The sequence below is a fragment of the Streptomyces sp. NPDC127108 genome (genome assembly GCF_042677545.1).
In the GTDB taxonomy this organism is placed as follows: domain Bacteria; phylum Actinomycetota; class Actinomycetes; order Streptomycetales; family Streptomycetaceae; genus Streptomyces.
Window position 1 is genome coordinate 1 of record NZ_JBHXTE010000011.1, and the last position, 25575, is coordinate 25575.

The window sequence follows — 25575 nt, forward strand, 5'->3', positions numbered from 1 at the left end:
GATGTCCCAGGCTCCACCGGACCGGCGCTTGTCGCATTCCCCCGCGCGACCCCCGTGGTCGTCCCCCGGTCGCCCCCGTGCCTCGCTCCCGCCACGGGCGAGGCGGGAGGAGCGGCCAAGGGCGCCGCCCGATTCCGCCGCCCCGTGTCGGCGGTTCCGGTGCCGCGCCCTTCTCCGTGCCTTCACTCTCCCGTCCCCGCAGGTCGGGGCCCATCCGCGCGCGTACTCATCTCCGTGCCTAGGTACGGATACTCAGACGTGGGTGTCCGTGCCCACGCGGGCGTCCGTGGCCGGGCCGGATCGCGCCCCGCTGGTTACGATCACGCCGTGTCCGTACTCCCCCTGGTGTTCACCAGTGGCTGGGCCAGCGGGATCAACGCCTACGCGGTGGTCCTGCTCCTCGGCGTCTTCGGGGCCACGGGCCTGTCCGACGAGGTCCCGGAGTCGCTGCAGAGCCCCGGCGTCCTCATCACCGCGGGCGTGCTCTTCGCCTGCGAGGCCGTCGCCGACAAGATCCCTTACGTGGACTCGGTGTGGGACGCCGTGCACACCGTCATCCGGCCGGCGTCCGGGGCGGTGGTGGGCGCGCTGCTCGCCGGGCAGAGCGGTTCGCTCTCGGACGTGGCGGCGGGCGCGGTCGGCGGGTCGACGGCCCTCGCGAGCCACGCCGTCAAGGCCGGGACGCGGATGGCGGTCAACACCTCCCCCGAGCCGTTCAGCAACCTCGTCCTGAGCACCGCCGAGGACCTCGGGGTCGGCGGGCTCGTCAGCTTCGCGATGTTCCACCCCGAGGCCGCGGCCATCATCGCGGCCGTGCTGCTCGTCGCGGGGCTCGTGCTGCTGCTGTTCCTCGCGCACCGGATCCGGCGTTTCCTGCGGCGCAGGGCGCAGCGGCGGGAGGAGCGGAGGATGGCGGCGGGGCGGCCGCCGGACCGATCGGGGCGCCCACCGGGCTGAGCCGGGCACCCGGCGGTGCTGTCAGTGGGGGCCGATAAAGTCCCTGGCATGGCACGGATTGTGGTGATCGGCGCCGGGATGGGCGCCATGACGGCCGCCGCCCGGCTCGCCGTGGCGGGCCACCGGGTGGTGGTGCACGAGCGCGCGGGGACGTACGGCGGCGCGCTCGGCCGCGTGGAGCGCGACGGCTTCGGGTTCGACACGGGCCCGGCCCTGCTGCACCTGCCCGCGGTCTACCGCGACCTGTTCGTGAAGACCGGCAAGGAGCCCCTGGAGGACTGCGTCGAGCTGACCCAGGTCGAGCCCGCCGTCCGCCACGTCTTCGCCGACGGCACCACCGCCGACCTGCCGAACGTCTCCCGCGCGGGCGTCGGCGAGGCCCTGGACGACGCGTTCGGCGCGGGCGCGGGCTCCAGCTGGGCGGCGTTCATGAACCGCGCCCGGGAGGCCTGGGACCGCGCCCGCCGCCCCCTCCTGGAAGAGCCCCTGTGGCCGAACTGGCAGGTGCTCGCCGACCGCGAGCCCTACCCCTCGGTCGCCCAAAAGCGCCTGCTGCGCCGCGAGCGGCGCGCGGCCACACTCTCCCAGGTCGCCGAGTTCGAGCTGGGCGGCGAGCCCCGCCTGACCGCGCTCCTGGAGCACTTCGCGCTGGTACGCGGCCTGGATCCGCGCACGGCCCCGGCGAGCGCGGCCGTCCTGCCGTATCTGGAGCAGACCTTCGGCACCTGGTCCGCGCGCGGCGGCATGCGGGCCCTCGCGACCGCCGTGTACGAGCGGTGCCGCGCGCGCAGGGTCGAGTTCGCGTTCGGGTCGGACGTCGTGCGGATCGTGGAGAAGGACGGGCGCGCGACGGGCGTCGAGCTGGCGGACGGAACCGTCGTGGACGCGGACTTCGTGGTGGCCGGGGTGGCGCCCCGCGCGCTGGACGCGATGCTGTCGGGCACGGCCGCCCGCGCCTCCCGGGACGTGCCCCCGCAGTCCGGACTCCCCAGCCGCCTCACGGTCCTGCTCGCCCTGCGCGGCGCCCGCCCCGAGGGCACCCCGCACCGGACGGTGCTGCACACCACGGACCGCGCGGACGAACTGGACCGCGTCTTCGGCCCCCCCGCCGCTCCCGGGAACACCGACGCCTCCCGCCCCGCCACCGGCCTCCCCGCGGCCCCGACCCTCACGGTCCTGCGCCCGGACGACCCGACGGCCACGCCGGACGCGGAGCACGAAGCCGTGACGCTGACGGCCGTGGTCCCGGCGGGCGCCGAGGTCACCGACGCGGACGTGCGGCGGCTGATCGCCCGCGCGGCCGCGGTGGTCCCCGGTCTGGACGACCGCCTCCTGTGGCAGGAGGTCCGCACGCCCGCGCAGGTGGCCGAGGCGACGGGCGCCGACGGCGGCGCGGTCCCTGCCCCGGCCCTCGCCGCCGCGGCCGGACGGCATCTGCACCCGGCCAACGGCACGGCGGTGGCGGGGCTCTACGCGGTCGGCGGCTGGTCGCACCCCGGCGGCGGGCTGCCGCACGCGGGCATGTCGGGCACGCTGACCGCCGGACTCATCGTGGAGGGACCGGAGTTCCGCGGCTCACAATGAGCGAACGCCCGCCCCCGGGAGGGGGCGGGCGGACCCGGACTCAGTACCGGTACTGCTGCTCCCCGTTGACCCCGGGCTCGTAGCCGAACTGGCCCCCGGTCTCCGGCGGCAGTGGCTCGCCCTGGAACGGCGGATAGCCGGGCTGCTCGGGCGTGAGTTCCGCGCCGTAGGGCGGCGCGGGCTCGCTCGTGCGCTGGTGCGGGACCCAGACGCCGCCGGGCGGGGTGTCCTGGTAGCCGCCGCCGTAGGTGTCGCCCCCGTAGGGCGCGTACGGCTGCGGGTCCGCGTAGGTGTCGTAGCCCGGCTGCGCGCCGTAGGTCTGCGGGCCGATGTAGGGGTCGGAGTAGGCGGCGTAGTGCTGCTCGCCGGTCTCTCCGTAGGCGAAGTGCAGGGGGTCCTGCTGCTCGTGCTGGGCCTCGGCGCCCTGCGGGTCGTACGGCGGGTAGGCGTCGAAGGCGTAGCCGTCACCCGCGTTGGCCTGGGCGTACGCCGCGTCGCTGTAGACGCCGTACTGCCCGGTGTCGTCAGGCATGGGCTCGGGCTCGTACACACCGGGTCCGGAGGGCTGCTGCTCCAGGACGTCGGCGGCGGGCGGGCCGGACTCGGCGGCGGCAGCAGCGTCGTACTCGAGGTCGGAGACCTGGAGCGTCGGCTCCGCGGGGGCGCCCCGGGGCACCGTCTTGCGGCGCCTGCTCGCGCCCGGCTGGCCGCCGAGCGCCCAGCCGGTCGAGAAGCCGCGGCGGAACGACAGCGTCACATACGTCTGCCCGGTGGCGAACGCGATCGCGCCGATGGCGATGACCACCACCGACGGCATCAGGACGCCGAGGACGACGCCGAGGAAGCCGACGAACGCGAGCAGGCGCCAGCGCAGCCGCGCCTTGTACTGCAGCAGCACCTCGCCGAGCAGCCACAGCGCGACTCCGCCGAACGCGATGTAGAGGACCGTCCAGCCCATGTACGCCCCTCTCCCCTGGCGGCCGTGGCCCCAGGGGTACGACCGGTCAGGCCTGCTGGTGGTGCAGGCCCAGGTTTTCGTAGATCTCCAGCGTCGCCGTGGAGTTGTTCAAGGTGATGAAGTGCAGCCCCGGCACTCCCTCGGCCAGCAGCCGCGCGCAGAACTCCGTCGCGAACTCGATGCCAATGGAGCGTACAGCCGCGGGATCGTCTTGCGACCTGAGGATCCGCTCTTTCAGCTCCGGCGGGAAATCCGCATTGCTGAGCTGCGGCAATCGTTCCAGTTGGCGCACGTTCGTCACCGGCATGATCTCCGGAATGATCGGCGTCCCGCAGCCGGCCGCCTCGACGCGGTCGCGCAGGCGCAGGTATTCCTCCGGGTGGAAGAACATCTGGGTGATCGCGTAGTCGGCGCCCGCGCGGCACTTGTCGACGAAGTGCGCGACGTCCGTCTCCCAGGTGTCCGAGCGGGGGTGCATCGCGGGGAAGGCGGCGACGCCCACGCAGAAGTCGCCGGACTCCTTGATGAGGCGCACCAGCTCGGCGGCGTAGGTCAGCCCCTCGGGGTGCTTGACCCACTCGCCCATCGGGTCGCCGGGCGGGTCGCCGCGCAGCGCGAGCATGTTGCGGATCCCGGCGTCCGCGTACTGCCCGATGATGTTGCGCAGTTCGGCGACGGAGTGGTCGACGGCGGTGAGGTGGGCGACGGGCGTGAGCGTCGAGTCGGCGACGATCTGCTGGGTCTCGCGCACCGTGCCCGCGCGCGTGGAGCCGCCGGCGCCGTACGTCACGGAGACGAAGCTGGGCGCGACGGCCTCGACCCGGCGCAGCGAGTTCCAGAGGATCCGCTCGCCCTTGGGGGTCTTCGGCGCCGAGAACTCGAACGAGTACGTGGTCTTGCCGGTCGCGAGCATGTCGCGCACGGTGCGTGCGCGGTCAGTCCTGGTGGAAGCAGTACCTAGGGCCATACCGGCAGGTTAGCCAGGCTGGGGCGGTCACCCAACCGCACGTTGGTCATTTGTCCCGTTAGTCGGTTTGTTGTCCACGCATCGGACACCATGGGGGGGTTGCTCAAACAGGCGTACGCATACGAGGCGAGGCGCACAGGAGTGCGGTCCCGGTCGCCGTCAGACCGCACGCAGGCGCTTCGCGAAGTCCGCGGCGGCGGCGCCGGGGTCGTCCGCCTCCGTGATGGCGCGGACCACCACCACCCGGCGCGCGCCCGCCTCGACGACCTCGTCCAGATTGCCCGCGTCGATGCCGCCGATGGCGAACCAGGGGCGGTCGGTGCCGAGCGCGGCCGTGTACCGGACCAGGTCGAGGCCCGGCGCGTGGCGGCCCGGCTTCGTGGGCGTGGGCCAGCACGGGCCCGTGCAGAAGTAGTCCACGCCCTCCTGGACGGCGGCCGCCGCGGCCTCGTGCTCGGCGTGCGTGGAGCGGCCGATCAGGACGTCGTCGCCGGTCGCGCCGAGGATGGCGCGGGCCGCGGGCACGGGCAGGTCGCCCTGGCCCAGGTGCAGCACGTCGGCGCCGGCGGCGTGGGCGACGTCCGCGCGGTCGTTCACCGCGAGGAGCTTGCCGTGGCGGCGGCAGGCGTCCGCGAAGACCTGGAGGTGCTCCAGCTCCTCGGCGGCCTCCATGCCCTTGTCGCGCAGCTGCACGATGTCGACGCCGCCCGCGAGGACGGCGTCCAGGAACTCGGGGAGGTCCCCCTGGCGCTTGCGCGCGTCGACGCACAGGTAGAGCAGGGCGTCGGCGAGCCGGGCGCGCGCGGAGGCGCCCGCCGTGTCGGTGGCCATGAGGAGGTCCCCCCGTGTCGGTGGCGTACGGGCCGCGGCCACGGCCCGTACGCCGGACGGTTGTTTCAGGTCAGACGGCGAGCGCCTGCGCGCGGCGCTTCACCTCCGTCCCGCGATTCTCGCTCAGGGCCTGCGCGGGGGTGCCGGGCAGGGTCGGGTCGGGGGTGAAGAGCCACTCCAGTGCCTCTTCGTCGGTGAAGCCGTCGTCCCGCAGGAGCGTCAGGGTGCCTACGAGGCCCTTGACCACCTTGTCGCCGTCGATGAAGGCGGCGGGCACCTGCAGCGCGCGGTTCTCACCGCGGCGCACGGCGATCAGCTGGCCCTCCTTGACCAGCTGGCGCACGCGCGTCACCTCCACGTCGAGCATCTCTGCGATGTCGGGGAGGTGCAGCCAGGCGGGGACGAGAGCATCGGTCTTTGCGTCAATCTCGGTCACGGATCAAGCGTGCCATTTCTGGCCGGGGGCCGGTAGCGGGGGTGGGGTGCCCTTGCACCCCACAGTGCCCCATGGGGGTATTGAGGCCCGAGTGGCCCTCGAGGTGACCCGGAACCGGGGGCTGTGCCCACCCGTTCCGCCCTCTGGGCGGCCCGGCTGCCGACAGGGTGATGGCCCCCGGACGGGGGGATCCACCACCGAGCGGCGGGCCAGGGCAGGACCGTCAGCCGTTCGACGGCTGAACGAGGCGGTGGTGGGAGAGAGTCCGGTCAGGGGGCGGCGGCGCGCTTCAGGGGGGTCGCCGGGTCCGCCGCCAGGGTCGGGTCCAGGCGGGCGCCGGACTCGATCAGTTTTCGGCCCTGGGCCAGGTCGCGGGGGCGGCCCACCGCCAGGAGGGCGGCGAGGGCGCCGTCCCGGAGCCAGCAGACCGACCAGGCGGAGGTCGTGGGGTCGCCGCGCCAGATCAGCTCGTCGCCGGGGGCGTGCTGCCCCGCGTACTGGACGAAGCGGCCGAACTGCTCGGACCAGAAGTACGGGACGGGGTCGTACGCCGTCGGGCTCTCGCCCACGATGGCGGCGGCGACCGTGCGCGGGCCCTGGACGGCGTTGTCCCAGTGGTGCACGAGCAGCCGCTCGCCGTACCGCCGCGAGGGGAAGGACGCGCAGTCGCCGACCGCGTACACGTCGGGCGCGGACGTGCGCAGGTGGTCGTCGGCCAGCACCTCGTGGTGGGCGCCGAGCGCGATGCCGGAGCCCGCGAGCCACGCCGTCGCGGGCCGCGCGCCGATGCCCACGACGACGGCGCCCGCGGGCAGCCGCGTGCCGTCGTCGAGGAACACCGCGCCGGGCTCGACGCGCTCCACGCGCGCGTTGGTGCGCAGTTCGGCCCCGGCGTCGGCGTACCAGGCCGCCATCGGCGCCGCGACCTCGGCGGGCAGCGCGCCCGCGAGCGGCCGGTCGGCGGCCTCCACCACCGTCACCGAGCAGCCCGCCTCCCGCGCCGCCGTGGCGAACTCGGCGCCGATCCAGCCCGCGCCGACGACCACGACGTCGTGCTGCTCGGCGAGGACCGGCCGCAGCCGCTCGGCGTCGTCGAGGGTGCGCAGCAGATGCACACCGGGGACGCCCTCGGAGCCGGGCAGGCGGATCGGTTCGGCTCCGGTCGCGAGGACCAGGCTGTCGTACGCGACCGGGCCCGCCTCGGTGTCCAGTTCGTGGTCGGCGGGGCGGACGCCGGTGACGTCGACGCCGAGCCGCAGGTCGACGCCGAGGGCCTCGAAGTCGATGTCGAAGGCCGAGCCCTCCGCCTTGCCGAGCAGCACCGCCTTCGACAGCGGCGGCCGGTCGTACGGCTGATGGGGCTCCGCGCCGATCAGCGTGACCGTGCCCGCGAACCCCTGCTCGCGCAGCGCCACGGCGGACTGCACCCCGGCCATCCCGGCGCCGACGATCACCACGCGCCGCCCCGACTCCACCCTCTTCTGGTCCTCGCTCACCCGATCAACTGTAGGGCGGCGCCCCCGCCCACGGACACGACGGGCTTAACCGCCCCCGGGACGACGGGCTACGCTGGCCGTGCAGAGCACTCGCGGGAGCCCGGACGCACCGGGCTGAGAGGGAGGCTGGGACGGCCTCCGACCGTACGAACCTGATCCGGGTCATGCCGGCGAAGGGAGGGGCTGGACGCCCATGCGTTCCCGTACGAATCCAGATCCACGACCGGGCACGAGTCCGGACGCGAGCACACGCACCAGTACGCGGCCGAGCACGAGTCCGGACGCGAGCACACGCACCAGTACACGGTCGAGCACGAGGCCGCCCACGAGCGCGGCCACGAACACCGACGTCCTGGTCATCGGCGGCGGTGTCATCGGGCTCGTCACCGCCTGGCGGGCCGCGCAGCGCGGTCTCGCCGTCACCGTCGTCGACCCCGAGCCGGGCGGCGGCGCGGCGCAGGTCGCGGCGGGCATGCTGGCCGCCGTCACCGAACTCCACCACGGCGAGCAGACCCTGCTCGGCCTCAACCTCGCCTCCGCGCGCCGCTATCCGGACTTCGTGGCCGAGCTGACGGAGGCGACCGGACACGACGTCGGCTATCGCGCGTGCGGCACGCTCGCCGTCGCCCTCGACTCCGACGACCGCGCCCACCTGCGCGAACTGCACGCCCTCCAGCAGCGTTCGGGGCTCACACCGGAGTGGCTGAACGGCCGCGAGTGCCGGCGCCTGGAGCCGATGCTCGCTCCGGGGGTACGGGGCGGGCTGCGCGTCGACGACGACCACCAGGTCGACCCGCGCAGGCTCGCGGCCGCCCTCGTCGTGGCCTGCGAGGAGGCCGGGGTGACGTTCACGCGCGCGTGGGCGCGGGAGCTCTCGGTCGTACGGGAGCGGGCCACCGGCGCCGTCCTCGCCGACGGGACCGCGCTGGCCGCCGGGCAGACGGTGCTCGCCGGGGGCAGCCTCAGCGGGCGGCTCGCGGGGGTGCCTCGCGACGTACTGCCACCGGTGCGGCCCGTGAAGGGGCAGGTGCTGCGGCTTACGGTGCCGGGGCGGTACGCGCCGTTCCTCCACCGCACCGTGCGGGCCGTCGTGCGCGGCAGCCACGTCTACCTGGTGCCGCGCGTCAGCGGTGAGCTGGTCGTCGGCGCGACCAGCGAGGAGCTGGGCTGGGACACCACGGTCACGGCGGGCGGCGTGTACGAACTGCTGCGCGACGCCCACGAACTCGTACCCGGCATCACGGAGCTGCCGCTCACGGAGACCCGCGCCGGACTGCGGCCCGCCTCCCCCGACAACGCGCCCCTCCTCGGCCCCACCGCGCTCCCCGGCCTGCACCTGGCCACCGGCCACTACCGCAACGGCGTCCTCCTGACGCCCGTCACCGGGGACGTCATGGCGCACGCGCTGGCCACGGGCGAACTGCCGGAGGTGGCAAGGGCGTTCACGCCGGACCGCTTCACGACGAGCCCACACCCACCCTTCGCACCCACCCCGCCCCCCACACCCCCTGCATCCCCCAAGGACCTCACGGAGCTGTCCGCATGACCACGCCGTTCGCCGTATTCGCCGTCTCCGTCAACGGAGAAGTACGAGACGTGGCCGCCGGGACCACGCTCGACACCGTCGTCTCCCAACTGTCCACCGCGCACTCCGGTGTCGCCGCCGCGCTCAACGAGACCGTCGTCCCGCGCGCGCAGTGGGCCGCCACCGCGCTCAGCGACGGCGACCGCGTCGAAGTCCTCACCGCCGTCCAGGGAGGCTGACGCACATGGCGGACGATCCCTTCGTCGTCGGCGGCCTCACCCTGTCGTCGCGACTGATCATGGGTACGGGCGGTGCGCCCAGCCTCGACGTCCTGGAGCGGTCCCTCGTCGCCTCCGGGACGGAGCTGACGACCGTCGCGATGCGGCGGCTCGACCCCGGCGTCCAGGGCTCCGTGCTGTCCGTCCTGGACCGGCTCGGCATCCGGGTGCTTCCGAACACGGCGGGCTGCTTCACCGCGGGCGAGGCCGTGCTCACCGCACGGCTCGCGCGGGAGGCCCTCGGCACCGACCTGGTGAAGCTGGAGGTCATCGCGGACGAGCGCACGCTGCTGCCGGACCCGGTGGAACTCCTCGACGCGGCCGAGGTCCTCGTCGACGACGGCTTCACGGTCCTGCCGTACACCAACGACGACCCCGTGCTCGCCCGGAAGCTGGAGGACGTGGGCTGCGCCGCCGTCATGCCCCTCGGCTCCCCCATCGGCTCCGGGCTCGGCATCCGCAACCCGCACAACTTCCAGCTCATCGTGGAGCAGGTGAGTGTCCCGGTGATCCTGGACGCCGGGGCCGGTACGGCGTCGGACGCGGCCCTCGCCATGGAGCTCGGCTGCGCCGGGGTGATGCTCGCGTCGGCCGTGACGCGGGCGCGGGAGCCCGTCCTCATGGCCGAGGCGATGCGCCACGGGGTCCTGGCGGGGCGCCTGGCCCACCTGGGCGGCCGCATCCCCCGACGCCACTTCGCCGAGGCCTCGTCCCCCACGGACGGCCGCGCGACCCTCGACCCGGAACGCCCGGCCTTCTGACCCCTCCCCCGGCAACCGCACCCGCCGCTCCGCGCCGGCCTCTCCCACCCGCCCACCCGTGACTGTTGTCCCCGGGTGCACGCGGGGCTGCCCGGTGCGGGGGCTGGGGTAGAGGCAGGGCCGAGGGCAACGGGAGGGGGCGGGGCCTGGGGCGGCCTAGGGGAAGCCGCACGTCGGGGGCAAGGGCAGCCGCCCGGCAGGGGAGGGCCTCGCCCCGGGGACAACAGTCACGGGTGGGCGGGTGGGAAGGCCGCGCGCAGCGCGGCCGTGCGGTTGCCGCGCCCTGCCCCGGGGGCAGCCCCACACCCGGAGCGCCCCCGCCGGGGCCCACAGCAACGGTTGGGCGGGCGGAAGCCCCCCGCGCACCGCGGCGCGGGGGTTGTCGGGATGGAGGAGAGGTCACCCCCGGGCACGGGGTGGTTCGGCGTCGGTCACAGGTGCGCTGCAGTCTCGCTGGTCCGGCGCCCGCGGGGGCGAGGCCCGAGGCGCCGCCTCGTAGACTCCCCCCGTGGACACGACCCTCAAGGACCCCCTCGTCGGGCAGGTGCTCGACGGCCGTTATCGCGTCGACGGACGGATCGCGGTCGGCGGGATGGCCACGGTCTACCGGGCCGTGGACACCCGCCTCGACCGCGTGCTCGCCCTGAAGGTGATGCACCCGACGCTGGCGGCCGACGCCTCGTTCGTCGACCGCTTCATCCGCGAGGCCAAGTCGGTGGCCCGCCTCGCGCACCCGAACGTGGTCGGGGTCTTCGACCAGGGCACCGACGGCGCGTACGTGTACCTGGCGATGGAGTACATCGCCGGCTGCACGCTCCGCGACGTACTGCGCGAGCGCGGCGCCCTGCGCCCCCGCGCCGCCCTGGACATCCTGGAGCCCGTGCTCGCCGCCCTCGGCGCCGCGCACCGCGCCGGTTTCGTGCACCGCGACATGAAGCCGGAGAACGTCCTCATAGGGGACGACGGCCGGGTGAAGGTCGCCGACTTCGGGCTCGTACGGGCCGTGGACTCCGTCACGAACACCACCGGCACGGTCCTCGGCACGGTCTCCTACCTCGCCCCGGAGCAGATCGAGCACGGCACGGCGGACACCCGCGTGGACGTGTACGCCTCCGGGGTCGTCCTGTACGAGATGCTGACCGGCGCCAAGCCGCACGGCGGCGACTCCCCCGCCCAGGTGCTCTTCCAGCACCTCAACGAGGACGTGCCGCCGCCCTCCGCCGCCGTTCCCGGCCTCGCCTTCGAGCTCGACGAACTGGTCGCGTCGGCGACCGCGCGCAACCCCGACCTGCGCCCCCACGACGCGGTGGCCCTCCTCGGGCAGCTGCGCGAGGCACGCTTCGCCCTCACCGAGGCGCAGTTGGACGCGATACCCCCGCAGGCCCGGGGCTCCGAGGGCCAGAACGGGCACGACGGTTCCGAGGACCGTACGAGCGTCATCCCGCGCGCGGCACGTTCCGTACAGCTGCCCCTGCCCACCACGGACGAGCCGGAGCGCCCCGCGGCGCCCCGCGACCCCCGCGCCTCCCTGCGGGAGGGACCCGACCCCCGGCAGGACGGGCTCAGCCACACCAGCGTGCTGCGCACCCCGCCGCCCGGACCGCCCCCGTCGGCGGCCCCCGCCTCCCCCGCGGCACGGTTCCGGCAGCGCCTGCGTACACGCCGCGGGATAACCGTCGTGGTAGCCGCCGTCCTGCTGGTCCTCGGGCTCGGCGCGGGCGTCTGGTACATCAACTCGGGCCAGTTCACGGAGGTCCCGGCGCTCCTGGCGAAGACGGAGGCCGACGCGCGCAAGCGCCTCGACAGCGCCGGTCTGGACGTGCGCAAGGTCAAGCGCGCCTATAGCGACACCGACAAGCGCGGCACGGTCATGGCGACCGACCCCGGTGTCGGCGAGCGCATCCGCCACAACGGCAAGGTGACGCTGACGGTGTCCCTCGGCCCGGAGACCGTCAAGGTGCCCGACCTCGAAGGCACCCCCCTGGACAAGGCGAAGGACAAGCTCGACGACGCGGGCCTCGGGGCCGGCATGGTCACCAAGGCCTTCAGCGAGGACGTCGAGAAGGGCTCCGTGATCAGCACGGACCCGGGTGCGGGCAAGGTCCGCAAGGCGGGCTCGGCCGTCGCCCTCGTCGTCAGCAAGGGCCGCGCGGTCGAGCTGCCCGACGTCACCGGCGATTCGGAGAGCGACGCCCGCGCGGAGCTGGAGGACGCGGGCCTGAAGGTGCGGATCGCCCCGGAGCGGGTCACCTCCGACGAGGACAAGGGCACGGTCGTCAAGCAGTCCCCGAGCGGGGAGAGGACGATCGCCGAGGGCGACACCGTCGAGCTGACGATCTCCAAGGGCCCGCCGCTGGTCGAGGTCCCGGACGTCGAGGGCATGAGCGTCGACGAGGCCAAGGACGAGCTGGAAGCGGCCGGCTTCGAGGTCGACGAGGACCGCGGCCTGCTCGACATCTTCGCGGACAAGGTGAAGGACCAGTCGGTGGACGGTGGTGACAAGGCCCCCAAGGGGTCGACGATCACCATCAAGATCGGCTGAGCCGGGAGCAGGGGACCGAGGACGACGGTCGGGTTCCCCGGGCACGCACCACGATCGGGTTCCGCCGGGCACGCACACGCCCGGCGGAACCCGATCGTCGTCCACCATGGACCGGCCCCGCGCCCGGCCCCGCCCCCACCCCGTGCCACCCTGGACCGGGTGAGCACCGAGAAGTCCCCCGACTCCCCCAGCACCCCCCTGACCACCCGGAGCGCCCCGACGGCCCAGGCCGTCCCGGCCGCGCAGGCCCGCCGCAACCCCGTCGGCAGCCACGTCCCCGTCGCGGGCGGCCTCGCCTCCGTGGGCCTCGCCTACGCGCGCGACCTCGCCGCCGAGACCGTGCAGGTCTTCGTGGCCAACCCGCGCGGCTGGGCGACCCCGCCGGGGAACCCGAAGCAGGACGAGGAGTTCCGGGCCGTCTGCGCGGCCGAGGGCATCCCCGCCTACGTACACGCGCCCTATCTGATCAACTTCGGCTCGCACACCGAGGCGACGGTGGAGAAGTCCGTGGAGTCGATGCGGCACTCCCTGCGCCGCGGCCGTGAGATCGGCGCGCTCGGGGTGGTCGTGCACACCGGTTCGGCGACGGGCGGCCGGGAGCGGAAGGTGGCGCTGCGCCAGGTGCGGGAGCGGGTGCTGCCGCTCCTCGACGAGCTGACCCACGACGACGACCCGTTCCTGCTCCTTGAGTCGACCGCGGGGCAGGGCGCCTCCCTGTGCTCGCGCACCTGGGACTTCGGGCCGTACTTCGAGGCCCTGGACGCCCACCCGAAGCTCGGCGTCTGCCTGGACACCTGCCACATCTTCGCGGCCGGGCACGACCTGGCCGGGCCCGGCGGCATGAAGCAGACCCTCGACCTGCTCGTGGACACGGTCGGCCCGGGCCGTCTGAAGCTGGTGCACGCCAACGACTCCAAGGACGTCGTCGCCGCCCACAAGGACCGCCACGAGAACATCGGCTCCGGCCACATCGGCGCCGACCCGTTCCGCGAGCTGATGACCCACCCGGCGACCGAGGGCGTGCCCCTGATCATCGAGACGCCGGGCGGCAAGGAAGGGCACGCGGCCGACGTGGCCCGCCTGAAGGAACTGCGGGACGCCTGATCCTTCCCGCCAGCACCACCACTGCCCCCCGCCGGACACCGGCCCGGAGCCGCTACAGCTCCGGGCCGTCGCCCGGTTCCTCCTGGTAGGAGTACCGCTGCTCCCGCCAGGGGTCGCCGATGTTGTGGTAGCCCCGCTCCTCCCAGAAGCCGCGGCGGTCGGCCGTCATGTACTCGACGCCGCGGACCCACTTCGGGCCCTTCCAGGCGTACAGCTGGGGCACCACGAGCCGCAGCGGGAAACCGTGCTCCGCGGTGAGGAGTTCACCGCCCTTGTGGGTGGCGAAAATCGTGCGTTCGGAGGCGAAGTCGGCCATGCGCAGATTGGAGCTGAAGCCGTACTCGGCCCAGACCATGACGTGGGTGGCGTTGGGCGCGGGCGGCGCGAGCGCGAGCAGGTCCCGGGCGAGCACCCCACCCCATTCGGCGCCGAGCATGCTGAACTTCGTGACGCAGTGCAGATCCCCGACCACCGTGGCGTACGGCAGGGCCGAGAACTCCTCGTGGGTCCAGCAGTGCTTGTCACCGTCGGCGGTGGCACCGAAGACCCTGAACTCCCAGCGCTCGGGGCGGAACTTGGGCACGGGGCCGTAGTGCGTGACCGGCCAGCCGCGCTGCAGTCGCTGCCCCGGCGGAAGCTCCGGTTCCGCCACGTCTCGAGATGTGCGACCCACCGGCTGACCCATGGCTCCATCCTGACAGACGGCGAGCGGTGGACGTGACCAGGTATACGTGGATTCGGGCAACTCCTACTAAGCATGCACTTACTGGACGCCCCCGGATACCGGTGCAAGGATGCGCGAACCTGCCCAGTCACCCGCTTGGAAGGAGCCTCTGCGATGCAGGGCGACCCCGAGGTCATCGAATTTCTCAACGAGCAGCTGACCGCCGAGCTGACCGCGATCAATCAGTACTTCCTGCACGCGAAGATGCAGGACAACTTCGGCTGGACCAAGCTCGCCAAGTACACCCGGTCCGAGTCGATCGACGAGATGAAGCACGCGGAGGTGCTGACCGACCGGATCCTCTTCCTCGACGGTCTGCCCAACTACCAGCGGCTGTTCCATGTGCGTGTGGGCCAGACCGTCACCGAGATGTTCAAGGCCGACCGCCAGGTCGAGGTGGAGGCGATCGACCGCCTCAAGCGCGGCATCGAGGTGATGCGCGCCAAGGGCGACATCACGTCCGCGAACATCTTCGAGTCGATCCTCGAGGACGAGGAACACCACATCGACTATCTCGACACCCAGCTCGAACTGGTCGAGAAGCTCGGCGAGCCGCTGTACATCGCGCAGCTCATCGAGCAGCCGGAGGGCTAGGCCGCCTCCGGGAGCTCCCGACCGGGCACCGGCACCCCCGGGATCCCGGGAATCTTCGGCAGCTCCGCCTCGGGGACCAGCGCCACCGCGGGCTCGCCCTGGTCCACCAGCTCCCGCCGCGGGCACGCGCCCCGGCCGAGCAGAGCCTGGATGCGGCGTACGCACGAACCACAGTCCGTGCCCGCCTTGCAGGCCGACGCGATCTGCCGGGGGGTGCAGGCGCCGCCCTCCGCGTGCTTCTTCACCTGCTCTTCGGTCACCCCGAAGCAGTTGCAGACGTACACGCGGTTCACCTCCCGTGCGGGATCCATAGGCCGTGCCATCCCGATTGATCGGTGAGGCTAACCTAACCTTACCCGCGCCTTCGGCTGCGCAAAAGCCCGGGATACGCACGTGGGGCGCGGATCACATGGATCCGCGCCCCACACCCATGACACCGGGAACACCCGGGTCACCAGGGATTACTGGTCGTTCGTCGACGACTACTGGTCCCGGTACATCTCCGCCACCAGGAACGCCAGGTCCAGGGACTGGCTGCGGTTGAGCCGGGGGTCGCACGCCGTCTCGTAGCGCTGGTGGAGGTCGTCGACGAAGATCTCGTCGCCGCCGCCCACGCACTCCGTGACGTCGTCGCCGGTGAGCTCCACGTGGATGCCGCCCGGGTGCGTGCCGAGCGCCTTGTGGACCTCGAAGAAGCCCTTGACCTCGTCGAGCACGTCGTCGAAGCGGCGGGTCTTGTGGCCGGAGGCCGCCTCGTAGGTGTTGCCGTGCATCGGGTCGGTGATCCAGGCCACGGTGGCGCCGGAGGCGGTGACCTTCTCGACCAGCTCGGGGAGCTTGTCGCGGACCTTGTCCGCGCCCATGCGGGCGATGAACGTCAGCCGGCCGGGCTCACGGTCCGGGTCGAGGCGGTCGATGTACCGCAGCGCCTCCTCGGCCGTCGTCGTCGGGCCGAGCTTGATGCCGATCGGGTTGCGGATCTGCGAGGCGAACTCGATGTGCGCGCCGTCCAGTTGACGGGTGCGCTCGCCGATCCAGACCATGTGGCCTGAGACGTCGTACAGGTTGCCCGTGCGCGAGTCCACGCGGGTCAGCGCCGACTCGTAGTCGAGGAGCAGCGCCTCGTGCGAGGCGTAGAACTCGACGGTCTTGAACTCCTCGGGGTCCGTGCCGCAGGCCCGCATGAAGTTGAGCGCGTTGTCGATCTCGCGCGCGAGCTGCTCGTAGCGCTGTCCGGACGGGGACGACTTCACGAAGTCCTGGTTCCAGGCGTGCACCTGGCGCAGGTCGGCGTAGCCGCCGGTGGTGAAGGCGCGCACCAGGTTGAGCGTGGACGCGGAGGCGTTGTACATCCGCTTCAGGCGCTCGGGGTCCGGGACGCGGGCCTTCTCGGTGAAGTCGAAGCCGTTGACGGAGTCGCCGCGGTAGGTCGGCAGGGTGACGCCGTCGCGGGTCTCGGTCGGCTTGGAGCGCGGCTTCGAGTACTGCCCGGCGATCCGGCCGATCTTCACGACCGGCACGGAGGCGGCGTACGTGAGGACGGCGCCCATCTGGAGGAGGGTTTTGAGTTTGTTCCGGATGTGATCAGCCGACACCGCGTCGAAGGCCTCGGCGCAGTCGCCGCCCTGGAGCAGGAACGCCTCTCCCTTGGCGACGGACGCGAGCCGGGCGCGCAGCTGGTCGCACTCACCCGCGAAGACGAGCGGCGGATACGACTCGAGGTCCGCGATCACATCGCGCAGAGCCTCGGCATCGGGGTACTCGGGCTGCTGCGCCGCGGGCAGGTCTCGCCAGGTGTTGCCAGCGCTCGCGCTGGTCTTAGCGTTCACGGTCACGCGTCAACCCTACGGGGTCCGCACCCTCGTCCATCCCCACGCTCACAAAGTGAGACGGGCACTACACCGCCCGCACCGTCTCCCGCTCCCCCGCGCTCGGCGCCGCCAGGGCGAACGCGCGATGGGTGCGGCGCAGCATCAGCTTGGCCATGAAGGGGTGCCCGAGCCGGACGAAGCCCCAGTAGAGGCGGCCGCGCCGGGTGTCGGGGCGGGCGTAGGTGCTGAGGGTGATGTGCTCGTCGTCGACCAGGATCGAGGCGCGTGCGGTCAGGCCCGCGATGTCGACCCGGAGCAGCAGTTCCCCGTCGGCGCACGCGAGCTCGGGGAAGTCCTCGCGCAGCATGGGCGACCAGGCGCGCGGGTCGCGGGGCAGCCCCGGGAGCATCCGCATGCGGTACGCGTCCTGGTAGGCGGGCCGGTCGAGGGCGCCGCGCAGCAGTCGGGCGCCCTCGGGGACGGCGACCGTCTCGGGCCGGTCCCAGTCGAGGGCGTTCAGCAGCCGCACCCACCGTGACCAGCGCGTGGGGTGCGCGCAGTGGCCCACGGCCGCCCGCTCGGCGTTGTCGAGGACCTCCTCGATGATCGTGTCGTGCAGGGGCCGGACGACCGTCGGCCACAGGAGGCGGTCCAGGCCCCGGGGCTCCGTCTCCAGGACGTGCCGGACGCGGCAGCGCCGCTCCCCAAGGGGCTCCACGGAGATCTCGTGGAAGCCGTTGTCGGGCTCGGTGAGGTCGAAGCGGACGCGGCGCCCCGGTTCGTACTCCGCGACCCCGTACCGCACCGGTCCGTGGCCGCCGTTCGCGCCCACCGCGAGCGGCCCGTCGAAGATCATCGCGTCCCAGGCCGGGGTCGGGAAGAGCGGGTCGTCCGCGGCGGAGAGCCGGTCGATCAGCGCCCCCACGGTCGCCGCCGGGGCCTCGATCATCCGCTCGTGTTCATTGCGCACGACACCCATGACGCACCTCCATACGCTGGCGTATGGTCAACCGTACGGTACCGTACGGTCATGGCGCAACGGCAGCGGAAGACGGCGACTCCGGACGAGCGGAAGGCCCCGGCGAAGCCCCGGCTCTCCGCCCAGGACTGGGCCGACGCCGCGCTCACGGCCATCGGTGAAGGCGGGCTCGCCGCGGTCGCCGTCGAGCCCCTCGCGGTCCGGCTCGGCACCACCAAGGGCAGCTTCTACTGGCACTTCGCGAACCGTGACGCCCTGATCGAGGCCGCCCTCGACCGCTGGGCCGAGATCAACACCGAGGGGATCATCAGCGAGGTCGAGGCGGAGCCGGACATCCGCACCCGGGTCCGGCTCCTGTTCGCCGAGGCCATCAGCTCGGCGTCCGCGGACCCCCTGGAGGTCTCGCTGCTCGCCACCGCCTCGCACCCCAAGGTCGCGGCGGCCCTGCGCCGGGTCACCGAGCGCCGGGTCGCCTACGTCGCCGGTCTCTTCGCCGCCCTCGGCTTCCCCGCGGACGAGGCCCGCCGCCGCGGGCTGCTCGCGTACTCGGTCTACCTGGGCCACGCCCAGCTCGGCCACGCGGCGCCTTCGGTGCTGCCCGGCGAGGACGAGTTCGGCGCCTATCTGGACGAGGCGCTCGACGTGCTGATGGCCCGCTCCTGAGACGCGCCGCCGTCCCCGGTCCTCGATGCGCTAGGGTGCGGGCATGTTCGCGCACTCGACCCAGAACTGGTGGTGGCCCGCTTCTCCGGCGGCCCACTGACTGCGCGTACCCAGACATCGCGAAGGCCGCCCGAGGGGCGGCCTTCGGTGTTTTCCGGCAGCGTTCCGGACCGGCCGTTCCTCTCACCGCTCACGGAGAAGGAACAGCCCATGGATCTGCGGAACCTGCTCACCGACGACCGCCCGTTCGCCCTGCTGCGCCGCCGCACCCCCGGCCGCGACCACGACACGGTGGAGGTCCTGCTCGGCCCCGTCACGACCTGCGAACGCCTCGCCGACCTGCCCGAAGGCCTCGCCCTCATCCCCTTCCGGCAGATCAGGGAGCGCGGCTTCGAGGTGACCGACGACGGCACACCGCTCAGCGTCCTCACGCCCGAGGAGACGTACGAGGTGCCGCTCGCCGAGGCCCTGGCGGCACTGCCCGACCACGCGGTGCGCGTGACGGAGGGCGCCTTCGACGTGAGCGACGAGGCGTACGCGCGGACCGTCGGCCGGGTGCTGCGGGAGGAGATCGGCGGCGGCGAGGGCGCGAACTTCGTGATCCGGCGGACGTACGAGGGCGAGATCCCCGGGTTCGGCAGGTCGGACGCGCTGGCGCTGTTCCGCAGGCTGCTCGTGGGTGAGCGCGGGGCGTACTGGACGTTCGTCGTGCACACCGGGGGCCGGGACGGGCGGACGCTGGTCGGGGCGAGCCCGGAGGTGCATGTGCGGATGTCCGGCGGGACGGTCGTCATGAACCCGATCAGCGGGACGTACCGCTATCCGCCCGAGGGCCCCACGGCCGACGACCTGCTGCGTTTCCTCGCCGACGGCAAGGAGGCCGAGGAGCTGTCGATGGTCGTCGACGAGGAGCTGAAGATGATGTGCACCGTCGGCGACCGCGGCGGGGTGGTCGTCGGCCCGCGGCTGAAGGAGATGGCCCACCTCGCGCACACCGAGTACGAGCTGCGGGGCCGTTCGTCGCTGGACGTGCGGGAGGTGCTGCGGGAGACGATGTTCGCGGCGACCGTCACCGGCTCGCCCGTGCAGAACGCCTGCCGGGTGATCCGGCGGCACGAGGCGGGCGGGCGCGGCTACTACGCGGGGGCGCTCGCGCTGATCGGCCGCGATGCGGGCGGCGCGCAGACCCTGGACTCGCCGATCCTGATCCGCACCGCCGACATCGACGCGCGCGGGCGCCTGCGGGTGCCGGTCGGCGCGACGCTGGTGCGCGGCTCGGATCCCGCCGGGGAGGTGGCGGAGACGCACGCGAAGGCGGCCGGGGTGCTCGCCGCGCTCGGCGTGCGTCCGGGGCGGCCCCGGCACGAGAGCGCGCGGCCCGCGCTCGCCGAGGACTCCCGGGTGCGGGCGGCCCTGGACGGGCGGCGGGCCGGGCTCGCCCCGTTCTGGCTGCGGATGCGGGAGCGGTCGGCGGAGCTGACCGGGCACGCGCTCGTGGTCGACGGCGAGGACACGTTCACGGCGATGCTCGCGCACGTGCTGCGCTCGTCGGGCCTGAGGGTGTCGGTGCGCCGCTACGACGAGCCCGGCCTCGCGGACGCGGCCCTCACGCACGCGGGACCCGTCGTCCTCGGCCCCGGTCCTGGCGACCCCGCCGACTCCGGGGACCCGAAGATGCGGTTCCTGCGGGCGCTCACGGCGGAGCTGATCCGCGGCCACCGGCACCCGCTGCTCGGGGTGTGCCTCGGCCATGAGCTGATCGCCGCCGAGCTGGGCCTGGAGATCGTGCGCAAGGAGGTGCCGTACCAGGGCGCGCAGACGACGATCGACCTGTTCGGGCGGGCGGAGACCGTCGGCTTCTACAACAGCTTCGTGGCGCGCTGCGACGAGGAGGCGGCGCTGGAACTGGCGGCGCACGGGATCGAGGTGAGCCGGGACCGGGCGAGCGGGGAGGTGCACGCGCTGCGCGGGTCACGTCGTGCCGGAGGCGCGCCGGGACCAGCGGTCGCGGGGGTGCAGTTCCACCCGGAGTCGGTGCTGACGCTGCGCGGGGAGCGGATCGTGCGGGAACTCCTCGGTCAGCTGCGGGGCACGGCGGGCACGAGGACGTTCTCGGAGCGGCGGCCCGCCTGATAGTCGAGGACGTTCTGGACGGTGGTGTCGATGATCTGGCCCACCGCGTCGACCGTGTAGTACGCCTGGTGGGAGGTCATCACGACGTTCGGGAAGGTGACGAGGCGGGCCAGGGTGTCGTCCTCGACGGCCTCCAGGGACTTGTCGAGGAAGAAGAGCCCGGCCTCGGCCTCGTACACGTCGAGGCCGACGCCGGTGAAGCGGCCCGCGCGCAACTCGTTCACCAGCGCGTCGGTGTCGATCAGGCCGCCGCGGCTGGAGTTCACCAGGATCACGTCGTCCTTCATCGCGCGCAGGGCGCTCGCGTCGATGAGGTGGTGGGTCGCGGGGAGCAGCGGTACGTGCAGGCTGATCAGGTCGGACGCGGCGAACAGCTGCTCCTTGTCCACGTACTTCATGCCGAGCGCGACGCACGCGGGGTTCTCGGCGACGTCCCAGCCGAGGAGGTTCATCCCGAAGCCGTGCGCGATCCGGGTGAAGGCCTCGCCGATCTTGCCGGTGCCGAGCACGCCGACGGTGCGGCCGCGCAGGTCCCGGCCCATCAGACCGTCGAGGCGGAAGTCGAAGTCGCGGGTGCGGTTGCTGGCGCGGACGATGCGGCGGTTGACGGCGGTCGCCAGGGTCCAGGCGAATTCGGCGACGGAGTACGGCGAGTAGTACGAGACGCGGGCGACCGTCAGGCCCAGGCGCTCGGCGACCTGGAGGTCGATGTTGTTGAAGCCGGTGGAGCGCTGGGCGATCATCTGCGTGCCACCGGCGGCGAGGGTCTGCAGGACGCGGTTGTTCAGGGTGGCGTTGACGCTCGTCGAGATGATCTCGTACCCGGCGGCGATGGGGGCGGTGTCCTCGTTCAGGAAGACGTCCAGGCACCGGATGTCGTGGTGCGGTGCGAAGGCCTTCTCGATGAGGGGGCGCTCGTCCGCCTGGACGCCGAAGGCAAGGATCTCCACGGTTGGCTCCCGGTCTCGCGTGCGTTGCCCCCGCGCCGCCGAATATACGGTCCCGCCGCCGCACCCGCCGCCCGACGGCACGGATCGGCGAGGGGGGCGGCAGGCGTCGGCAAGGGGGCCGGTCGCGCGGGTCGGCCGTCAGCCGAAGAAGACGCCCACTTCCTTGTAGAGCGCGGGGTCGACGGTCTTGAGCCTGGCGGTGGCGTCGGCGATGGGGACGCGGACGATGTCCGTGCCCCGCAGGGCGACCATCTTGCCGAAGTCGCCGTCGCGTACGGCGTCGATCGCGTGCAGACCGAAGCGGGTGGCGAGCCACCGGTCGAAGGCGCTCGGCGTGCCGCCCCGCTGGACGTGCCCGAGGACCGTGGTGCGGGCCTCCTTGCCGGTGCGCTTCTCGATCTCCTTGGACAGCCACTCGCCGACGCCGGAGAGCCGCACGTGCCCGAAGGAGTCCAGGGTGCCGTCCTTGAGGACCATGTCGCCGTCCTTCGGCATGGCGCCCTCGGCGACGACGACGATCGGCGCGTACGAGGCCTTGAAGCGCGAGGTCACCCAGGCGCACACCTGGTCGAGGTCGAAGCGCTGCTCGGGGATGAGGATGACGTTGGCGCCGCCGGCGAGCCCGGAGTGCAGGGCGATCCAGCCGGCGTGGCGGCCCATGACCTCGACGACGAGGACGCGCATGTGCGACTCGGCGGTGGTGTGCAGGCGGTCGATGGCCTCGGTGGCGATGCCGACGGCCGTGTCGAACCCGAAGGTGTAGTCCGTGGCGGACAGGTCGTTGTCGATGGTCTTCGGTACGCCGACGACGTTGATGCCGTACTCGTCGGTGAGGCGGGCGGCGACACCGAGGGTGTCCTCGCCGCCGATGGCGATCAGGGCCTCGACCTCGTGCTTGGCGAGGTTCTCCTTGATCCGACGGATGCCGTTCTCGACCTTGAGGGGGTTGGTCCGCGAGGAGCCGAGGATGGTGCCGCCGCGCGGCAGGATGCCGCGCACGGCCGGGATGTCGAGCTGAACGGTGTCGCCTTCGAGCGGTCCGCGCCAGCCGTCGCGGAAGCCCACGAAGTCGTACGCGTACTCCTGCACGCCCTTGCGGACGACGCCCCGGATGACGGCATTGAGTCCGGGGCAGTCGCCGCCTCCGGTCAGAACTCCGACCCGCATGGAAATGTCCCTTCGCCGCGATTGCGCTGACGCGGGCCACGCTAATGGTGATCCGCGTCACTCCGGCATGGGACGAACCGTGAATTCCGGGGCGTAGTCCGGGAGTTGCGGTGGAGAGGGGGGCTCCGGTTCACCCGAAGGAGGTCATGCCCCGGCGTCGGGCCCCGGCGTCAGGACCCGGCGGAGTCGTCGGTGTCGAGGCCGCGCTCGATCGCGTACCGCACCAGCTCCACCCTGTTGTGCAGCTGGAGCTTGCCGAGGGTGTTCTGGACGTGGTTCTGCACGGTGCGGTGCGAGATGACCAGGCGTTCGGCGATCTGCTTGTAGCTGAGGCCCTTGGCGACCAGGCGCAGGACCTCGGTCTCGCGGTCGGTCAGGCGCGGGGCCCCCGGCTCGTCGGGGGTGGCGGGCGCGGGCTCGGAGGCGAGGCGCCGGAACTCGCCGAGGACCAGGCCCGCGAGGCCGGGCGTGAACACGGCGTCGCCGACGGCGGTGCGGCCCACGGCGTCGATCAGCTCGGCGGTGGACGCGGACTTCAGGAGGTAGCCGGTGGCGCCGGACTTGACCGCCTCCAGGACGTCGGCGTGCTCGCCGCTGGCCGACAGGACCAGGACCCGCAGGGCGGGGTTGGCGCCGACGAGTTCCTTGCAGACCTGCACGCCCGGCTTCAGCGGCAGGTTCAGGTCGAGGACGAGGACGTCGGGCGCGGCGGCCTGGGCGCGGCGCACGGCCTGTTCGCCGTCGCCCGCGGTCGCCACCACGTCGAAGCCGGACTCGGCCAGGTCCCGGGCGACGGCGTCACGCCACATCGGGTGGTCGTCGACCACCATGACCTTGACCGGCGCGGCGCCGTCCGGGCCGCTCTCCCCGCTCGTCCCTCTCGCCCCCTTCGCCCCTTTGTCCTGGGCCGCCGCCCCCGCCGCGGACTCCTCGTGCTGCTCGTGCCGACCGCTCATCGTTCCGATTCCGCCTTCCCCCGTGCGTCCCTCGCGGCGCGCGGGACTCTCAGTTCCACTTCCGTGCCCTGGCCCGGCACCGAGATCAGCTCGGCCGTGCCCCCGATGTCCCGCAGCCGCCCCCTGATGGACAGCGCGACACCGAGCCGCCCCTCCCCCTCGGCCTGGGCGAGCCGCCCCTCCGGGATGCCGGGGCCGTCGTCGCGCACCGTCACGACGACGGCGTCGAGCTCGTCCTCGACCAGGATCCAGGCGCGGGCGTCCGCCCCGGCGTGCTTGCGGACATTGTCCAGGGCGGCGCCGACCGCGGCGGTCAGCTCCCTGGCGGCGCGCGGCGCGAGCGGCACCGCGGCGCCCGGCTCCGACAGGGTCACCTTCGACCCGGCGAAGGGCGCGAGCAGCAGGCGCAGGTCGCAGCTGGTCGCGCCGCCGGTCCCGTCGTCGCCGCCGGGCGCTTCGGGGTCGTCGGGCTCCTCGACGAGCCGGACGACGGCGCCCTGGGAGAGGTCCTCGGAGACGTACGAGGTGGGGACCAGGCCCCCGGCCACCAGGGTGCGCAGGGCGACCTCCTGCTCGCCCGCCATCCGGCCGAGCTCGGCCGCCTCGCCGCCGATGGCGGTGCCGCGCCGCTGCACCATGGCGAGGACCTGGAGCACGCTGTCGTGGATGTCGCGGGCGAGGCGCTCGCGCTCGCGGGTCGCGGCCTCGATCTCCAGGGCGCGGGCGAGGGTGCGCTCCGAGGCGCGGGCGACCTCCACGACGTAGCCGATGGCGATGGAGGCGATGCACACGAGCAGGACGTTGTGGACGGTGTCGCGGCTGAACGCGCCGCGCTGCACGACGTTGGCGACGCCCACGAGCAGCGAGGCGAAGGCCGCCCAGCGCCAGCCGCCCTTGATCGCGAAGGCCAGCACGGAACCGGCCGTCCATATGGACGGCAGCGTCGGCCCGCCCTCGACGATCCGCCAGTGCTCGACCGCGACCGGCGTGAGCAGGATGCCGGTGAGCGCGACCCCGAGGTCGACGGCGAGGAAGCGCTTGGTGCAGCTCGCGGCGCCGGAGACCTTGGGGATGGTGGCGAGGGTCCAGGCCGCCAGGAGGGCGTAGTAGCCGATGGCGAGCCAGGGGCGGGCGAACGCGGAGTACGCGGCGACGAAGAGGCCGATGGCGTACAGCATCGTCAGCACGCGGTACGCGGCCAGGGCACGCCACAGCGGCTGCTCGACCGACATTCGCATGACCTTTTCGCGCCTGGTCACAACCCCACCCCACGGGACGCTGTCGTGCGTCCCTCTACACGGACACGGACGCGGCTACGCGCCGGACCGTTCCTTGGCGGCCGCGTCCTTCTTGGCCGCGTCCTTCGCCGCGTCCTTCGCCGCGTCCTTCGCCGCCTTGGCCGCCTCGCTGAGCTGACGCTTCGCGGCGGTCGCGTAGATGTCGACGTACTCCTGGCCGGAGAGCTTCATGATCTCGTACATGACCTCGTCGGTCACGGCCCGCAGGACGAAGCGGTCGTGCTCCATGCCCTGGTAGCGGCTGAAGTCCAGGGGCTTGCCGATGCGGATGCCGGGGCGCATCAGCTTCGGCATCACCTTGCCGGGCGGCTGGATCTTCTCGGTGTCGATCATCGCGACGGGGATCACGGGCGCGCCGGTGGCCAGGGCCACCCGGGCGAGGCCGCCGGGCTTGCCGCGGTAGAGGCGGCCGTCGGGCGACCGGGTGCCCTCCGGGTAGATGCCGAACAGCTCGCCGCTCTCCAGGACCTCGATGCCGCTCTTGATGGCCGCCTCGCCCGCGCCGCGCGCGCCCGAGCGGTCCACCGGCAGCTGGCCGACGCCCTTGAAGAACGCGGCCGTCATCCGGCCCTTGATGCCGGGCGTCGTGAAGTACTCGGCCTTGGCGATGAAGGTGACCTTGCGGTCGAGGACCGCGGGCAGGAAGAAGGAGTCCGAGAAGGACAGGTGGTTGCTTGCCAGAATGGCGGGGCCCTCGGCGGGAATGTTCTCGAGGCCTTCCACCCAGGGCCTGAAGGCGAGCTTCAGGGGCCCTCCGATGGACAGCTTCATTGCGCCGTAGATCAAACCGAGTGCCTCCTGTGTCTGTGGATCAGACCATAACCCGAGTGGGGCCCGCGCTCCTTCCGGAGCGGGGCCGAT

General features: G+C 72.9%; 25 protein-coding genes and 1 riboswitch. Of the genes, 11 read left to right on the forward strand and 14 right to left on the reverse strand.

Annotation, left to right across the window (positions count from 1 at the left end; all coding sequences use genetic code 11):
• Positions 1-327 precede the first annotated feature (327 nt).
• Both ACFVHO_RS11280 and ACFVHO_RS11285 read left to right on the forward strand, forming a co-directional pair.
• On the forward strand, positions 328-957 hold the full coding sequence (locus tag ACFVHO_RS11280) for a DUF4126 domain-containing protein (protein ID WP_385712434.1): 630 nt from the start codon (positions 328-330) through the stop codon (positions 955-957).
• 48 nt (positions 958-1005) lie between these two features.
• Positions 1006-2541 (forward strand): phytoene desaturase family protein, encoded by a 1536-nt coding sequence (locus ACFVHO_RS11285; protein WP_385712436.1) that lies wholly within the window; start codon positions 1006-1008, stop codon positions 2539-2541.
• A 40-nt stretch (positions 2542-2581) separates the two neighbouring features.
• On the opposite strand, the gene ACFVHO_RS11290 is transcribed toward ACFVHO_RS11285, so the two are convergent.
• The 5 genes from ACFVHO_RS11290 to ACFVHO_RS11310 all read right to left on the reverse strand — a co-directional run bounded on the left by ACFVHO_RS11290 (position 2582) and on the right by ACFVHO_RS11310 (position 7229).
• The gene (locus ACFVHO_RS11290; RefSeq protein WP_385712438.1) at positions 2582-3499 is read right to left on the reverse strand and encodes a hypothetical protein; all 918 of its coding nucleotides are present in this window, start codon (positions 3497-3499) and stop codon (positions 2582-2584) included.
• Positions 3500-3545: 46 nt separating this feature from the next.
• Positions 3546-4466: a methylenetetrahydrofolate reductase [NAD(P)H] gene (gene metF / locus ACFVHO_RS11295; RefSeq protein WP_385712440.1), complete on the reverse strand. Its 921-nt coding sequence runs from the start codon at positions 4464-4466 to the stop codon at positions 3546-3548.
• 159 nt (positions 4467-4625) lie between these two features.
• A complete protein-coding gene (gene thiE, locus ACFVHO_RS11300; RefSeq protein ID WP_385712442.1) occupies positions 4626-5297 on the reverse strand; it encodes a thiamine phosphate synthase in 672 nt (223 codons plus the stop codon).
• Positions 5298-5367: 70 nt separating this feature from the next.
• Entirely contained in the window at positions 5368-5733 is a 366-nt protein-coding gene (locus ACFVHO_RS11305) for an Rv2175c family DNA-binding protein (RefSeq protein WP_030363015.1), read from the reverse strand.
• A 269-nt stretch (positions 5734-6002) separates the two neighbouring features.
• Positions 6003-7229 (reverse strand): NAD(P)/FAD-dependent oxidoreductase, encoded by a 1227-nt coding sequence (locus tag ACFVHO_RS11310; RefSeq protein WP_385712444.1) that lies wholly within the window; start codon positions 7227-7229, stop codon positions 6003-6005.
• A gap of 82 nt (positions 7230-7311) precedes the next feature.
• Positions 7312-7425, forward strand: a riboswitch (TPP riboswitch).
• Here ACFVHO_RS11310 and thiO point away from each other — a divergent pair.
• The 5 genes from thiO (at position 7423) to ACFVHO_RS11335 (ending at position 13439) form a co-directional block, all read left to right on the forward strand.
• Positions 7423-8775: a glycine oxidase ThiO gene (gene thiO / locus ACFVHO_RS11315; protein ID WP_385712446.1), complete on the forward strand. Its 1353-nt coding sequence runs from the start codon at positions 7423-7425 to the stop codon at positions 8773-8775. (Overlaps the previous riboswitch by 3 nt.)
• Complete coding sequence (thiS, locus tag ACFVHO_RS11320; protein WP_385712448.1) at positions 8772-8993, forward strand: sulfur carrier protein ThiS; 222 nt, start codon at positions 8772-8774, stop codon at positions 8991-8993. Before thiO ends, thiS begins: the two co-directional genes overlap by 4 nt.
• A 5-nt stretch (positions 8994-8998) precedes the next feature.
• Positions 8999-9793 carry a thiazole synthase gene (locus ACFVHO_RS11325; RefSeq protein WP_385712450.1) on the forward strand — a complete coding sequence of 265 codons (795 nt, stop codon included), beginning with the start codon at positions 8999-9001 and terminating at the stop codon, positions 9791-9793.
• A gap of 508 nt (positions 9794-10301) precedes the next feature.
• Positions 10302-12335, forward strand: coding sequence for a Stk1 family PASTA domain-containing Ser/Thr kinase (gene pknB / locus ACFVHO_RS11330; RefSeq protein ID WP_385712452.1), 2034 nt, complete (start codon positions 10302-10304; stop codon positions 12333-12335).
• A 198-nt stretch (positions 12336-12533) separates the two neighbouring features.
• The gene (locus tag ACFVHO_RS11335) at positions 12534-13439 is read left to right on the forward strand and encodes a deoxyribonuclease IV (protein WP_385712704.1); all 906 of its coding nucleotides are present in this window, start codon (positions 12534-12536) and stop codon (positions 13437-13439) included.
• A gap of 52 nt (positions 13440-13491) precedes the next feature.
• Here ACFVHO_RS11335 and ACFVHO_RS11340 read toward each other — a convergent pair whose 3' ends face one another.
• Positions 13492-14124, reverse strand: a complete 633-nt coding sequence (locus tag ACFVHO_RS11340; protein WP_385712454.1) for a sulfite oxidase-like oxidoreductase — start codon at positions 14122-14124, stop codon at positions 13492-13494.
• Between the two features lie 153 nt (positions 14125-14277).
• Here ACFVHO_RS11340 and bfr point away from each other — a divergent pair, with 153 nt between their 5' ends.
• On the forward strand, positions 14278-14757 hold the full coding sequence (gene bfr / locus ACFVHO_RS11345; protein ID WP_385712456.1) for a bacterioferritin: 480 nt from the start codon (positions 14278-14280) through the stop codon (positions 14755-14757).
• Here the strand turns inward: bfr and ACFVHO_RS11350 are convergent.
• From ACFVHO_RS11350 to ACFVHO_RS11360, 3 genes are all read right to left on the reverse strand, one after another.
• Positions 14754-15068, reverse strand: coding sequence for a bacterioferritin-associated ferredoxin (locus tag ACFVHO_RS11350; protein WP_385712458.1), 315 nt, complete (start codon positions 15066-15068; stop codon positions 14754-14756). The genes bfr and ACFVHO_RS11350 overlap by 4 nt on opposite strands.
• Positions 15069-15239: 171 nt before the next feature.
• Positions 15240-16592: a class II 3-deoxy-7-phosphoheptulonate synthase gene (locus ACFVHO_RS11355; RefSeq protein ID WP_385712460.1), complete on the reverse strand. Its 1353-nt coding sequence runs from the start codon at positions 16590-16592 to the stop codon at positions 15240-15242.
• 61 nt (positions 16593-16653) lie between these two features.
• On the reverse strand, positions 16654-17547 hold the full coding sequence (locus tag ACFVHO_RS11360; RefSeq protein ID WP_385712462.1) for a DUF2867 domain-containing protein: 894 nt from the start codon (positions 17545-17547) through the stop codon (positions 16654-16656).
• 51 nt (positions 17548-17598) lie between these two features.
• On the opposite strand from ACFVHO_RS11360, the gene ACFVHO_RS11365 reads away from it, so the two are divergent.
• The 3 genes from ACFVHO_RS11365 (at position 17599) to ACFVHO_RS11375 (ending at position 20343) form a co-directional block, all read left to right on the forward strand.
• Positions 17599-18210 (forward strand): TetR/AcrR family transcriptional regulator, encoded by a 612-nt coding sequence (locus ACFVHO_RS11365; protein ID WP_385712464.1) that lies wholly within the window; start codon positions 17599-17601, stop codon positions 18208-18210.
• 43 nt (positions 18211-18253) lie between these two features.
• Positions 18254-18310 carry a trp operon leader peptide gene (locus tag ACFVHO_RS11370; RefSeq protein WP_107062014.1) on the forward strand — a complete coding sequence of 19 codons (57 nt, stop codon included), beginning with the start codon at positions 18254-18256 and terminating at the stop codon, positions 18308-18310.
• Between the two features lie 110 nt (positions 18311-18420).
• Positions 18421-20343: an anthranilate synthase family protein gene (locus tag ACFVHO_RS11375; protein WP_385712466.1), complete on the forward strand. Its 1923-nt coding sequence runs from the start codon at positions 18421-18423 to the stop codon at positions 20341-20343.
• On the opposite strand, the gene ACFVHO_RS11380 is transcribed toward ACFVHO_RS11375, so the two are convergent.
• The 5 genes from ACFVHO_RS11380 to ACFVHO_RS11400 all read right to left on the reverse strand — a co-directional run bounded on the left by ACFVHO_RS11380 (position 20289) and on the right by ACFVHO_RS11400 (position 25485).
• On the reverse strand, positions 20289-21293 hold the full coding sequence (locus tag ACFVHO_RS11380) for a 2-hydroxyacid dehydrogenase (protein WP_385712468.1): 1005 nt from the start codon (positions 21291-21293) through the stop codon (positions 20289-20291). The two genes, ACFVHO_RS11375 and ACFVHO_RS11380, sit on opposite strands and share 55 nt — an antisense overlap.
• Positions 21294-21431: 138 nt before the next feature.
• Positions 21432-22460 carry a 6-phosphofructokinase gene (locus ACFVHO_RS11385; protein ID WP_385712470.1) on the reverse strand — a complete coding sequence of 343 codons (1029 nt, stop codon included), beginning with the start codon at positions 22458-22460 and terminating at the stop codon, positions 21432-21434.
• Positions 22461-22630: 170 nt separating this feature from the next.
• On the reverse strand, positions 22631-23290 hold the full coding sequence (locus ACFVHO_RS11390) for a response regulator (RefSeq protein WP_385712706.1): 660 nt from the start codon (positions 23288-23290) through the stop codon (positions 22631-22633).
• A 122-nt stretch (positions 23291-23412) separates the two neighbouring features.
• Positions 23413-24675 (reverse strand): MacS family sensor histidine kinase, encoded by a 1263-nt coding sequence (gene macS / locus ACFVHO_RS11395; protein WP_385712472.1) that lies wholly within the window; start codon positions 24673-24675, stop codon positions 23413-23415.
• Positions 24676-24729: 54 nt separating this feature from the next.
• Positions 24730-25485, reverse strand: a complete 756-nt coding sequence (locus tag ACFVHO_RS11400) for a lysophospholipid acyltransferase family protein (RefSeq protein WP_385712708.1) — start codon at positions 25483-25485, stop codon at positions 24730-24732.
• Positions 25486-25575: the final 90 nt, after the last annotated feature.

What these genes read in the sequence shown, in the direction of transcription:
- ACFVHO_RS11285 (WP_385712436.1), top strand. Translation starts at nt 1,006, where the DNA reads ATGGCACGGATTGTGGTGATCGGCGCCGGGATGGGCGCCATGACGGCC.
- ACFVHO_RS11290 (WP_385712438.1), bottom strand. Translation starts at nt 3,499, where the DNA reads ATGGGCTGGACGGTCCTCTACATCGCGTTCGGCGGAGTCGCGCTGTGG.
- metF (WP_385712440.1), bottom strand. Translation starts at nt 4,466, where the DNA reads ATGGCCCTAGGTACTGCTTCCACCAGGACTGACCGCGCACGCACCGTG.
- thiE (WP_385712442.1), bottom strand. Translation starts at nt 5,297, where the DNA reads ATGGCCACCGACACGGCGGGCGCCTCCGCGCGCGCCCGGCTCGCCGAC.
- thiO (WP_385712446.1), top strand. Translation starts at nt 7,423, where the DNA reads ATGCGTTCCCGTACGAATCCAGATCCACGACCGGGCACGAGTCCGGAC.
- thiS (WP_385712448.1), top strand. Translation starts at nt 8,772, where the DNA reads ATGACCACGCCGTTCGCCGTATTCGCCGTCTCCGTCAACGGAGAAGTA.
- ACFVHO_RS11325 (WP_385712450.1), top strand. Translation starts at nt 8,999, where the DNA reads ATGGCGGACGATCCCTTCGTCGTCGGCGGCCTCACCCTGTCGTCGCGA.
- ACFVHO_RS11340 (WP_385712454.1), bottom strand. Translation starts at nt 14,124, where the DNA reads ATGGGTCAGCCGGTGGGTCGCACATCTCGAGACGTGGCGGAACCGGAG.
- bfr (WP_385712456.1), top strand. Translation starts at nt 14,278, where the DNA reads ATGCAGGGCGACCCCGAGGTCATCGAATTTCTCAACGAGCAGCTGACC.
- ACFVHO_RS11350 (WP_385712458.1), bottom strand. Translation starts at nt 15,068, where the DNA reads ATGGATCCCGCACGGGAGGTGAACCGCGTGTACGTCTGCAACTGCTTC.
- ACFVHO_RS11360 (WP_385712462.1), bottom strand. Translation starts at nt 17,547, where the DNA reads ATGGGTGTCGTGCGCAATGAACACGAGCGGATGATCGAGGCCCCGGCG.
- ACFVHO_RS11365 (WP_385712464.1), top strand. Translation starts at nt 17,599, where the DNA reads ATGGCGCAACGGCAGCGGAAGACGGCGACTCCGGACGAGCGGAAGGCC.
- ACFVHO_RS11375 (WP_385712466.1), top strand. Translation starts at nt 18,421, where the DNA reads ATGGATCTGCGGAACCTGCTCACCGACGACCGCCCGTTCGCCCTGCTG.
- ACFVHO_RS11385 (WP_385712470.1), bottom strand. Translation starts at nt 22,460, where the DNA reads ATGCGGGTCGGAGTTCTGACCGGAGGCGGCGACTGCCCCGGACTCAAT.
- ACFVHO_RS11390 (WP_385712706.1), bottom strand. Translation starts at nt 23,290, where the DNA reads ATGGTGGTCGACGACCACCCGATGTGGCGTGACGCCGTCGCCCGGGAC.
- ACFVHO_RS11400 (WP_385712708.1), bottom strand. Translation starts at nt 25,485, where the DNA reads ATGAAGCTGTCCATCGGAGGGCCCCTGAAGCTCGCCTTCAGGCCCTGG.